Below are 10,662 nucleotides of genomic sequence, written 5' to 3'. Positions count from 1 at the left end.
GTCTCTAGGCAGGACCGGGGCCCTCTGCTACGTTAATTAGTCCAAGCTGTTTACGAAAGGGGGCGGAATGGCCGAGATCCTGGTCGCGGGCGTCGACTCCTCGACGCAGTCGACGAAGGCGGTGCTGTGCCGCGCCGCGGACGGCACCGTGGTCGCGAAGGCGTCGGCACCGCATCCCGACGGCACCGAATGCCACCCGGACCACTGGTGGGACGCCCTCTCCCGGGTCCGGGGGCTGCTGGAACGGGCCGACGCGGTCGCCGTCGCCGCCCAGCAGCACGGCATGGTCGCGCTCGACGGCGCGGGCGAGCCCGTCCGGCCCGCCCTGCTGTGGAACGACACGCGCTCGGCGCCGCAGGCCCGCGCCCTCGTCGCGGAGCTCGGCGGCGCGAAGGCGTGGGCCGAGCGGACGGGCAGCGTGCCGGTCGCCTCCTTCACCGTCACCAAGCTGCGGTGGATGGCCGAGAACGAGCCGGAGAACGCGCGCCGCACCGAGCGCGTGATGCTCCCGCACGACTGGCTGACACTGCGGCTCGGCGCGTCCGGGCCGGTCACCGACCGGGGCGACGCGTCCGGCACCGGCTACTGGTCCCCCGCCACCGGCTCCTACCTGCCCGACGTGCTGCGCGCCGCGCTCGGCCGCGACGCCGAGCCGCCGCGCGTCGCCGCCCCCGGCGAGAACGTCGGCAAGACCGCCTGGGGCGCGGCGCTCGGCCCCGGCACCGGCGACAACATGGGCGCCGCGCTCGGGCTCGGGCTCCGGCCGGGCGACGTCGTCGTGTCGATCGGCACGTCCGGGACGGCGTTCGCGGTGGCGGACGAGCCCGCCGCCGACCCCTCCGGCCTCGTCGCCGGGTTCGCCGACGCGACCGGCCGGTTCCTCCCGCTCGTCTGCACGCTGAACGCCGCGCGGATCCTGTCCGCCGCCGCCACGATGACCGGCGCCGCGCTGGACGAGCTGTCCCTGCTCGCCCTCGCCGCCGAGCCCGGCGCCGGCGGCGTGACGCTGCTGCCCTACCTGGACGGCGAGCGCACCCCCGACCGTCCCGGCGCCACCGGCGTCCTCGCGGGCCTGACCAGCGCGAACGCCACCCGCGAGAACGTGGCGCGGGCGGCGGTCGAGGCGCTGCTCTGCTCGCTCGCCGACGCCGTCGACCACCTCACCGCGCAGGGCGTCCGGCCGCGCCGCACCCTGCTGATCGGCGGCGGCGCCCGCTCCGCGGCCGTCCGGGCGCTGGCCCCCGCCATCCTCGGGACGCCGGTGACCGTGCCCGAGCCCGCCGAGTACGTCGCGCTGGGCGCGGCGCGCCAGGCGGCGTGGGCGCTCGCCGGGACGCCCGAGCCGCCCGAGTGGCCCGCACCGCCCGCCACCGAGCACACCAGCGACCGCACCGAGCCGGAGATCCGCGAACGCTACGCCGCGCTGCGCGACTCCGCCCCGGAGATCTGAGGAGGAACCATGAGCGACTACACGCCCACGCCCGAGGACCGCTTCTCGTTCGGCATCTGGACGGTCGGCTGGCAGGGCGTCGACGTGTTCGGCCCCGGCACCCGCCCGCCGATGCCCGCCGACCGCGCCGTCCGCAAGCTCGCCGAGATCGGCGCCTACGGAGTCAACTTCCACGACAACGACGTGTTCGACTTCGACGCCTCGCCCGGCGAGCGGCAGGAGAAGGTCGGCGCGTTCCGCAAGGCCCTCGACGAGACCGGCCTCGTGGTCACCACCGCCACGACGAACCTGTTCAGCCACCCCGTCTTCAAGGACGGCGCGTTCACCGCCAACGACCGCGGCGTCCGCCGGTTCGCGCTGCGCAAGGTCATGGACAACCTCGACCTCGCCGCCGAGCTCGGCGCGAGGACCTACGTGTGCTGGGGCGGGCGGGAGGGCGCCGAGTCGGGCGCCGCCAAGGACGTGCGGGCCGCGCTGGACCGTTACAAGGAGGCGTTCGACGTCCTCGGCGCCTACGTCGCCGACCAGGGCTACGACCTGCGCTTCGCGATCGAGCCGAAGCCCAACGAGCCCCGCGGCGACATCCTGCTGCCCACCATCGGCCACGCCCTCGCCTTCATCGAGACCCTGGAGCACTCCGAGAACGTCGGCCTGAACCCCGAGGTCGGGCACGAGGAGATGGCCGGGCTCAACTACGCGCACGGCCTCGCCCAGGCCCTGTGGCAGGGCAAGCTGTTCCACATCGACCTCAACGGCCAGCACGGCCCCCGCTACGACCAGGACCTCCGCTTCGGCGCCGGCAACGCGCGCGGCGCTTTCTGGGTCGTCGACCTCATCGAGAACAGCGACTACAGCGGCCCCGTCCACTTCGACTTCAAGCCGCCGCGCACCGAGGACGACGAAGGCGTCTGGGAGTCGGCGGCGGCGTGCATGCGCAACTGGCTGATCCTGCGCGAGAAGTCCCGCGCCTTCCGCGCCGACCCCGACGTCCAGGACGCCCTCCGCCAGGCCAAGGTGGAGGAGCTGGCCCAGCCGACCCTCGCCGACGGCGAGGACTGGCGCTCCGTCCGCGACGCCACCGCCGACGCCGACGCCCTCGGCGCCCGCCGCACCGCGTTCGAGCACCTCGACCAGCTCGCCCTGGAGCACCTCTACGGCGTGCGCTCCTGACGCGCCGCCCGCTCCGGAAGCCCGCCCCGCCTCCCCGGGGGCGGGCTTCCGCCGCGCCGCCTCCTCGCCGGCCGGCGAGGAGGCGGCGGCTTCCCGCGACTACGGCGCGGCCAGCGCCTCGGTGGGGGCGAGGCGGGCCGCCCGGATGGCCGGGTAGAGGCCCGCGACGCCGCCGATGAGCAGCGTCGCGAGGATCCCGCCGGCCATCGCCCACACCGGGACGACGGTCGGCCAGCCCTGCGTCACCGCGAAGACCGCCGTCACCACGATGCCGATCGCCACGCCGCCGACGCCGCCGAGCGCGGCCAGCAGCTGCGACTCGGTGAGGAACTGCGTCCGGATCTGCCCGCGGGTCGCGCCGAGCGAGCGGCGCAGCCCGATCTCCGCGCGCCGCTCCAGGACGGAGATCACCATCGTGTTGGCGACGCCGACGCCGCCGACCAGCAGCGCGACGCCGCCGAGGCCGAGCAGCAGCCCCGTGAACGCCTTGTCGGAGGCGTTCTCGGCGGCCAGCGCGTCCGAGGGGCGGCTCACCTCGACCTCGTTCGGCGCCTGCGGGTTCGCCGTCGCGGCCAGCAGCTCCCGCACCTTCCCGACGGCGTCCTTGCGGGCCCGGGTGTAGACGGTGGTCGGGTGGCCGTCGAAGCCGAGGTGCGCCGCGGCGGACTCCCAGCCCACCAGCGCGGCCGAGTCCAGCTCCGGCGCGAGCTCGTTCGGCTCCAGGACGCCGACGACGGTGAACCACTGCGAGCCGAGCCACACCTGGACGTTCGGCGCCGACACGCCGAGTCGTCCCGCCGTGTCCGCGCCGAGCACCACCGCCGGGTACCTCGCCGTCCCCGCGTTCAGCCACGTGCCGGCCGCCATCGCCAGGCCCACGGTCTCCGGCAGGTCGAGGCGGGCCGCGGCGACGGTGATCCCGCCGCTCTCGCCCTCCGGGATGTGATCGTTGCGGTAGACGGCGGTGTCGGCCAGCTTCGCGGTCGCCGACGCCGAGTCCACGTCCGGCATCCGCGCCACCATCCCGACGGACTCCTTCGGCAGCTTCGCGTCCTCCCCGAAGAAGTCCCGGCCCGGCCCGACCGTGAGCAGGTTGGTGCCGAGCCGGTCGAGGGTCGCCTGGAGCTGGGCGCGGCTGGACGTCGAGATGCCGACCACGCCGATCATCGCGGCGATGCCGATCGCGATGCCGAGGGCGGACAGGAACACCCGCATCGGGCGGGACCGCAGGCCGGCGGCGCCGACGCGCAGCACGTCGCGCGGGCCGAGCCGCGCCGGCCCGTCCCCCGGCGGGGCCGCGCCCGCACCGCTTCTCTTCACGCCGCCCCTCATCCTGCCGCCCCTCACCGTGCCGCCTCCGCCCGTGCGTCGTCGTGGACGATCCTGCCGTCGCGCATCCGCACCTGCCGGGGCAGCAGCGAGGCGATGTCCCGGTCGTGCGTGATCAGCACGACCGTCGTGCCGGCGCCGGACAGCTCGCGCAGCAGGTCCAGCACGCCCGCGCCGGACGCCGAGTCCAGCGCGCCGGTGGGCTCGTCCGCCAGGAGCAGCGCGGGCTCCCCCACCACCGCGCGGGCGATCGCGACGCGCTGCCTCTCCCCGCCGGACAGCTGGTGCGGCCGGTGCGCGAGCCGGTGCCCGAGCCCGACCCGCTCCAGGGCGCGGCGGGCCCTGCGGCGCCGCTCGGCGAGCGGCACGCCCCCGTAGAGCAGACCGTCCGCGACGTTGTCGAGCGCGCTCACGCCGGAGGCGAGGTGGAACTGCTGGAACACGAACCCGATCCGCCGCGCCCGCAGTGACGACAGGCGCCGGTCCGGCAGCCGGGACACGTCCGTGCCCTCCACCAGGACGGTGCCCGCGCTCGGCCGGTCCAGCGTGCCGAGCAGGTGCAGCATCGTCGACTTCCCTGACCCGGACGGGCCAACGATCGCGACCAGCTCACCGGCCTCGACCGTCAGCGACACCGAGTCCAGCGCCGTGACCCCGCCCGGGTAGGTCTTGGTGACCTCGCGGAGCTCGACCACCGCGCTCCCCGCGCCTTGTGAGGGGGCGACCCCCCACACCCCCCGGTGCGCTTCGCCGCTCATGAGGGCACCCCGACCTTCATCCCCTCGGACAGGCCCGATCCGGAGATCTCGACCTGGCCCTCGGTGAACACGCCCGTCTCCACCGGCACCGTGCGGACCCGCCCGCCCTCCACGACCTGCACGGCGTAGCCGCCGTCGCCCTGGGCGAGCAGCGCACCGACCGGCACGGCGAGGACGCCGGGGTGCTCGTTCGCGGTCACGTGCACGACCACGGGCGCCTTGTCGTAGGACCTGATCTCCTTGCCGGCCGCCACCGCGATCTGCACCTCGACGGTCGCGGGCTGGTCGTCCCGCGCCGCCGAGGCGACCTTCCCGACCGACGCGATCCTCCCCTTGACGGTGCCGCCGGACGGCAGCTCGATCTCCACCGCGCGGCCCTTCTTCACGAGCCGCTGGTACTCCACGTCCAGGTCGACGCTCACGACGCGGTTCGTTCCGGTGTAGGTGAGGACGGGCCCGCCCGCCCGGTCGCCGACGCTCGCCTTGCGTTCGGCGACCCGGATCCGCCCGGGCGCGACGACGGCGGCGCCCGGCTCCACCCGGCCGGTCTCGCGCACGCCGAGGTCGTCCTGCCAGCGCTTCACCGCCGCTGCGGTGGACGCGCCGAAGGTCCTGTCGACGGTGAACCCCGTGTAGCCGAGCGCCCGCAGGTTCCGTTCGAGCTGCAGGACGTCCGAGCCCTCCGTCCCCTCCGCGAGGGTCCGGTACAGGGGCAGCCTCCCGTACAGCAGCGGGACCGGCTTGTTGTCGACCCGGTACACCGATCTGCCCCGGGAGACCACCGACCCGGCGCCCGCCAGCCACGTGAGGGTGCCGTTCCCGGTGCCGGCGATGGTGCGGCTGCCGCCGTAGCCGAGGGTCCCGTCGACGTCCTGCGTCTCCACCAGGGTCGTCCGCTCGATCGACGCCGTGGCGGGCGGCGGCGAGCCGTGCGCGGCGCCGGGCTCGCCGCCGCCGAGCCCGACGGTGGCGAGCCCGGCGCCGCCGGCCACGACCACTCCGGCCGCGCCGAGCACGATGGTGCGCGTCCTGGCCACTAGTCCCTGCCGATCGTCGTGGAGGGGCCGTCCTTGCCGCCGTCCGGCGAGTACTCCGCGCAGGCCCGCTGCGCCTTCTTGAACCGCGGGCTCTCCGGGTGCAGGCCCGTGCCCTTCCCGGCCCGGATCTTGATGCCGCCGTCGGGTTCGGGGTCGGGGAACGTGCTGATGCCGTTGTCGCGCATGCACGTGGAGAAGGCGCGCATCTTCGCCAGCTCCTCCGGCTTCGGCTTCGGCGGCCTGCCGCCGTTCGGCATCAGATGCCGGCACTTCTTCTGCGCCGCCTCGATCGTGCCGTCCGCCTTCGGCGCCTTGCCGGGGCCGGCCGGGCCGGGCTTGGCGGACGCGTGGATCTCCACCCGGCCGTCCGCTTCCGGATCCTTCATGTCCACCCCGTTCTCGCGCATGCACTGGGCGAACTCGCGCATCTTCTCCTGGTCGCCGGACTTCTTGGAGGTGCTGCTCGCGTTCGCGCCCTCACCCCCGGTCCCGCAGCCCTGTATCCCGAGGGCGAGCGCCGGAACCAGCGCCAGCGCCGCGAGCGCCTGTCGTCGCATCGGTCGGTCTCCTTCGTCGCTTCCGCCGGACGGACCGCCGGCGGCGACCGCAAGTCCAGCGCCGGACCGATAACCCCGGCGTAACCGGATCGCGTTATGCCGGCGTTACCCCGGTTGCCGCAAGCTGGGTCGGTGGGAACGGCAGGGCGGGACAGGGGGCGGCAAGCGTGCGGGTACTGATCGCCGAGGACGAGCGGATGCTCGCCGATTCGATCGCCGAGGGGCTGCGGGCCGAGGCCCTCGCCGTGGACGTCGTCTACGACGGGGACGCCGCGCTCGAACGCCTCGGCGTCAACGACTACGACGTGCTCGTCCTGGACCGGGACCTGCCCGTGGTGCACGGCGACGACGTGTGCCGCGCCGTCGTGGAGTCCGGCGCCCTCGTCCGGGTGCTGATGCTGACCGCCGCGGTCACCGTCCCGGCGCGCGTGGACGGGCTGCGGCTCGGCGCGGACGACTACCTCACCAAGCCGTTCGCGTTCGAGGAGCTGGTCGCGCGGATCCAGGCGCTCGGCCGGCGGTCCCGCCCGGCGGCCCCGCCCCGGCTGGAGCGCGCCGGGATCCGGCTCGACCCGTCCCGCCAGGAGGTGGTCCGCGACGGCAGGTACGTGCAGCTGGCCCGCAAGGAGTTCGGGCTGCTCGCCGAGCTGATGCGCGCGGACGGGACGATCGTGTCCGCGGAGCGGCTGCTGGAGAAGGTGTGGGACGAGCACACCGACCCGTTCACCAACACCGTCCGGGTGACGCTGATGAAGCTGCGCCGCAAGCTCGGCGATCCCCCGGTCATCGAGACCGTCCCGGGAGTGGGGTACCGGATTCCATGACGTCCACCATGCGCGCGGGGCTCGCCGAGCGGTTCCGGCCGACGATCCGGCTGCGGCTGACGCTTCTGTACACCGGCCTGTTCCTGTGCACCGGGATCGTCCTGCTGGGCCTGACGTACCTGCTCGTGCAGAACACGCTGGCGCGGCCGGGCGACCCGAAGGGCGACGCCGACCGCGTCTTCGCCAGCACCGCGGAGCCCGGGACCAGCGTGGACGCCCCGCCGCCGGACGGGGCGGCGATCACCGTCCAGAAGGTGCAGGGCGCGCTGGTCAAAAGCCGCAGGGACGTGCAGCACGAGACGCTCAACGCGCTGCTCACCCAGGGCGGCATCGCGCTCGGGCTGGTGGGCGCGGCCGGGCTCGGCTTCGGCTGGCTGCTCGCCGACCGGGCGCTGCGCCCCGTCCACGCGATCACCGAGACGGCGCGGCGGGTGGCGCGCAGCCACGACCTCACCGAGCGGATCGCCTACGAGGGGCCGCGCGACGACGTCAAGGAGCTCGCCGACACCTTCGACACCATGCTCGGCCGGCTGGCGCGGGCGTTCGACGGGCAGCGGCGGTTCGTGGCGAACGCCTCGCACGAGCTGCGCACCCCCCTCGCCATCAACCGGACGCTCGTCGACGTCGCGGTGCGCCGCCCGGACGCCACCGACGACGTCAAGCGGCTCGGCGAGTCGCTGCTGGTCGTGAACGGCCGGCACGAGCGCCTCATCGACGGCCTGCTCACCCTCGCCGACACCGAGAACGCCGTGATGGACACGGCGCCGCTCGACCTCGCCGACGTCGCCGGCCACGTCCTGGAGCAGGCCGGGCCCGAGTCCCGCGCCCGCGGCGTGACCACCGACCGGCGGCTCGGCCCGGCGCCCACTTCCGGCGACCCCGTGCTGATCGAGCGGCTGGTGCAGAACCTGGTCGAGAACGCGATCCGGCACAACCACGACGGCGGCGCGCTGTCGGTCGCCACCCGCGGCCGGGACGGCTGGGCGGAGATCGCCGTCACCAACACCGGGCCGGTCGTGCCCGGCTACGAGGTCGAGACGATCTTCGAGCCGTTCCGGCGGCTCGGCAACGACCGGGTGCGCTCCGACCGCGGCTCCGGGCTGGGGCTGTCGATCGTCCGGGCGACGGCGACCGCCCACGGCGGCGCGGTGGCCGCGTCCCCGCGCCCGGGCGGCGGTCTCACGGTCACCGTCCGCCTGCCGTCCCGCGTCCCGGCCGGGGAACACGCCGCGCCCGGGCCGAGAGATCCCGCCAGATCGGGGTAGCGTCCGTCCAATGACCAGTGCGCAACTGCTCACCGACGCGTTCGGCAGGATCAGGGAGGCCGTCCACGGGGCGGCGGGCGGGCTCACCGCCCGGCAGCTCGCCCACCGGCCCGCCGACGGGGCCAACTCGATCGCGTGGCTCGTCTGGCACCTGACCCGCATCCAGGACGACCACGTCGCCGGCGCCGCCGGGACCGGCCAGGCGTGGACCGAGGACGGCTGGGCCGGCCGGTTCGCCCTGCCGCTGGACGCGTCCGACATCGGGTACGGCCACACCGCGGACGAGGTCGCGGCCGTCCGGGTCGAGTCGGCGGACCTGCTGACCGGCTACCACGACGCCGTGCACGACAGGACCGTCGCGTACGTGTCCACGCTGGACGACGGCGACCTGGAGCGCGTCGTGGACCGCTCGTGGGACCCGCCGGTCACCCTCGGCGTGCGGCTGATCAGCGTGATCTCCGACGACCTGCAGCACGCCGGCCAGGCCGCCTACGTCCGCGGCCTCATCGAGCGCGGCTGACGCCGGGCCGCTACAGGCCCTTCAGCGGGACCCGCCAGACGAGGACGGTGCCGCCGCCCGGCCGGGCGCGCGTGCTGAAGGAGCCGCCGTGGTCCTCGGCGCGCTCGCGCATGTTGCGCAGGCCGCTGCGGCGGCCGCCCTCGGGGATGCCGACGCCGTCGTCCTCGACCCGCAGGGTGAGGTCGTCGCCGACGTCGATGACCACGACCGCCTCGCGGGCGCGGGCGTGCCGGGCCACGTTCGACAGCGCCTCCTGGACGACGGCGAGGAGCTGCTCGCCGACCGCGTCGTCGACCGCGGTGTCCAGCAGCCCGGCGAGCCGCACGGACGGCGCGAACCCCAGCCGCTCCGCCGCGGCGTCGACCAGCGCGTGCACCCGGCTGCGCAGCGACTCCTCGTCCGGCGGCGCCTGCAGCGCGAAGATGGTGGAGCGGATCTGCCGGATGGTGTCGTCCAGGTCGTCCACCGCGCGCTGCACCCGCGTCGCGACCTCCCGCTTCTGGGTGATCTTGATGGCGGCCATCAGCGTCATCGCGGTCGCGAACAGCCGCTGGATGACGGTGTCGTGCAGGTCCTTGGCGATCCGGTCGCGGTCCTCCAGCAGCGCCAGCCGCTCGGTGTCGCGGCGGCGGTCGGCCAGCTCCAGCGCGACCGCCGCCTGCCCGGCGAACGCCTCCAGCAGCCGCCGGGTGCCGTCGCTGAACACCGCGCCGCCCGGCGGGTTGATGACCGTGATCGCGCCGCGCGCGGACGCGCCGGTGCCGAGCGGCACCACGAGCAGCGGCCCGACGGGCAGGTCCACCGGCACCCCGGCCTCCCGCACCGCCGGCGCGCCGTCGGCCAGCCGCAGCGCCACCCCCTCGGCGAAGACCTTCCCCGACACCGAGTGCTCCAGCGGCAGCCGCTTCCCCCGCAGGCGGTGGGCGTCCTCGCCGTCGGCCGCCTCCAGCACGGCCTCCCGGCCCGTCTCGTCCACCAGCGTCACGCTGCTGAGCCGCGCGTCGGCGATCTCCCGGGCGCGCCGCGCGACGAGGTCGAGGACCTCGCCGGTGCCGGTGCCGGACAGCAGTGCCGTGGAGATCTCCGCGGACGCCTCCAGCCACCGCTCCCGGCGCCGCGTCTCCTCGTACAGCCGGGCGTTTTCGATGGCGACGCCCGCCGCGGTGGCGAGCGCGGTCACCACGACCTCGTCCTCCTCCTCGAACGGGCCGCCGCCGGCCTTCTCGGTCAGGTAGAGGTTGCCGAACACCTCGTCCCGGACCCGGATCGGCACGCCGAGGAACGATCGCATCGGCGGATGGTTCGGCGGGAACCCGGACGAGTCGGGGTGCTCGGTGAGGTCCGGCAGCCGCAGGGGGCGCGGCTCGCGGATCAGCAGCCCGAGGATGCCGTGCCCGTACGGCCAGTGCCCGATCGCCTCGATCTCCCCGTCGCTCACCCCGGTGGTGACGAACCGGACGAGGTGCTCGCCCTCCTCCCCGATGACTCCGAGGGCGCCGTACCGGGCGTCGACCAGCGTGGTGGCGGCCTCGGCGATGCGCCGCAGGACCGTCTCCAGATCCAGTTCGCCGCCGATCGAGACGACGGCCTCCAGCAGCGCGTGCACGCGGTCGCGGGTGGCGCGCGCGGTGTCCAGCCGCGACTGCAGCTCGGCCAGCAGGTCGTCCAGCTTCAGCTCCGGCAGGACGAGCCGCGCGCGTTCCGCCCCGGAACGAGACTCCTCACTCACACCGCCAGTATTCCCACTATGCG

Annotated in this window: 10 protein-coding genes; 5 read left to right on the top strand and 5 right to left on the bottom strand. The window is 74.9% G+C overall.

Translation table 11 applies throughout. The features are described 5' to 3' along the window. Nucleotides 1–67 precede the first annotated feature (67 nt). Nucleotides 68–1,450: a xylulokinase gene (xylB, locus tag SM611_RS29630; RefSeq protein ID WP_371953598.1), complete on the top strand. Its 1,383-nt coding sequence runs from the start codon at nt 68–70 to the stop codon at nt 1,448–1,450. 9 nt (nt 1,451–1,459) lie between these two features. Next, nucleotides 1,460–2,620 carry a xylose isomerase gene (gene xylA, locus SM611_RS29625; protein WP_371953597.1) on the top strand — a complete coding sequence of 387 codons (1,161 nt, stop codon included), beginning with the start codon at nt 1,460–1,462 and terminating at the stop codon, nt 2,618–2,620. 99 nt (nt 2,621–2,719) lie between these two features. Here xylA and SM611_RS29620 read toward each other — a convergent pair whose 3' ends face one another. Genes SM611_RS29620 through SM611_RS29605 form a run of 4 tightly spaced genes read right to left on the bottom strand, consistent with a single transcriptional unit; the run spans nt 2,720 to nt 6,301 of the window. Then, nucleotides 2,720–3,952 (bottom strand): ABC transporter permease, encoded by a 1,233-nt coding sequence (locus tag SM611_RS29620; RefSeq protein ID WP_371953596.1) that lies wholly within the window; start codon nt 3,950–3,952, stop codon nt 2,720–2,722. Between the two features lie 11 nt (nt 3,953–3,963). Continuing rightward, a complete protein-coding gene (locus SM611_RS29615) occupies nt 3,964–4,707 on the bottom strand; it encodes an ABC transporter ATP-binding protein (protein ID WP_371953595.1) in 744 nt (247 codons plus the stop codon). Continuing rightward, complete coding sequence (locus SM611_RS29610) at nt 4,704–5,744, bottom strand: peptidoglycan-binding protein (protein ID WP_371953594.1); 1,041 nt, start codon at nt 5,742–5,744, stop codon at nt 4,704–4,706. Before SM611_RS29610 ends, SM611_RS29615 begins: the two co-directional genes overlap by 4 nt. Further along, on the bottom strand, nt 5,744–6,301 hold the full coding sequence (locus SM611_RS29605; protein ID WP_371953593.1) for a hypothetical protein: 558 nt from the start codon (nt 6,299–6,301) through the stop codon (nt 5,744–5,746). Before SM611_RS29605 ends, SM611_RS29610 begins: the two co-directional genes overlap by 1 nt. A gap of 167 nt (nt 6,302–6,468) precedes the next feature. Here SM611_RS29605 and SM611_RS29600 point away from each other — a divergent pair, with 167 nt between their 5' ends. Genes SM611_RS29600 through SM611_RS29590 form a run of 3 tightly spaced genes read left to right on the top strand, consistent with a single transcriptional unit; the run spans nt 6,469 to nt 8,910 of the window. Then, entirely contained in the window at nt 6,469–7,125 is a 657-nt protein-coding gene (locus SM611_RS29600; protein WP_371953592.1) for a response regulator transcription factor, read from the top strand. Next, complete coding sequence (locus tag SM611_RS29595) at nt 7,122–8,390, top strand: sensor histidine kinase (RefSeq protein ID WP_371953591.1); 1,269 nt, start codon at nt 7,122–7,124, stop codon at nt 8,388–8,390. The genes SM611_RS29600 and SM611_RS29595 overlap by 4 nt, the downstream gene beginning before the upstream one ends. Nucleotides 8,391–8,400: 10 nt before the next feature. Then, a complete protein-coding gene (locus SM611_RS29590) occupies nt 8,401–8,910 on the top strand; it encodes a mycothiol transferase (RefSeq protein ID WP_371953590.1) in 510 nt (169 codons plus the stop codon). Between the two features lie 10 nt (nt 8,911–8,920). On the opposite strand, the gene SM611_RS29585 is transcribed toward SM611_RS29590, so the two are convergent. Next, nucleotides 8,921–10,639, bottom strand: a complete 1,719-nt coding sequence (locus tag SM611_RS29585) for a sensor histidine kinase (RefSeq protein ID WP_371953589.1) — start codon at nt 10,637–10,639, stop codon at nt 8,921–8,923. Nucleotides 10,640–10,662: the final 23 nt, after the last annotated feature.

The organism is Actinomadura monticuli, from assembly GCF_041463655.1.
GTDB lineage: Bacteria > Actinomycetota > Actinomycetes > Streptosporangiales > Streptosporangiaceae > Spirillospora > Spirillospora monticuli.
The sequence above is the reverse complement of the archived record's forward strand: the minus strand, read 5'-3'. Positions and strand labels throughout refer to the sequence as shown.

Bases quoted from the DNA above. Each gene is read 5' to 3' on its own strand.
- SM611_RS29590 (WP_371953590.1), top strand. From the start codon at position 8,401: ATGACCAGTGCGCAACTGCTCACCGACGCGTTCGGCAGGATCAGGGAG.
- SM611_RS29605 (WP_371953593.1), bottom strand. From the start codon at position 6,301: ATGCGACGACAGGCGCTCGCGGCGCTGGCGCTGGTTCCGGCGCTCGCC.
- SM611_RS29615 (WP_371953595.1), bottom strand. From the start codon at position 4,707: ATGAGCGGCGAAGCGCACCGGGGGGTGTGGGGGGTCGCCCCCTCACAA.
- xylB (WP_371953598.1), top strand. From the start codon at position 68: ATGGCCGAGATCCTGGTCGCGGGCGTCGACTCCTCGACGCAGTCGACG.
- SM611_RS29620 (WP_371953596.1), bottom strand. From the start codon at position 3,952: ATGAGGGGCGGCGTGAAGAGAAGCGGTGCGGGCGCGGCCCCGCCGGGG.
- xylA (WP_371953597.1), top strand. From the start codon at position 1,460: ATGAGCGACTACACGCCCACGCCCGAGGACCGCTTCTCGTTCGGCATC.
- SM611_RS29595 (WP_371953591.1), top strand. From the start codon at position 7,122: ATGACGTCCACCATGCGCGCGGGGCTCGCCGAGCGGTTCCGGCCGACG.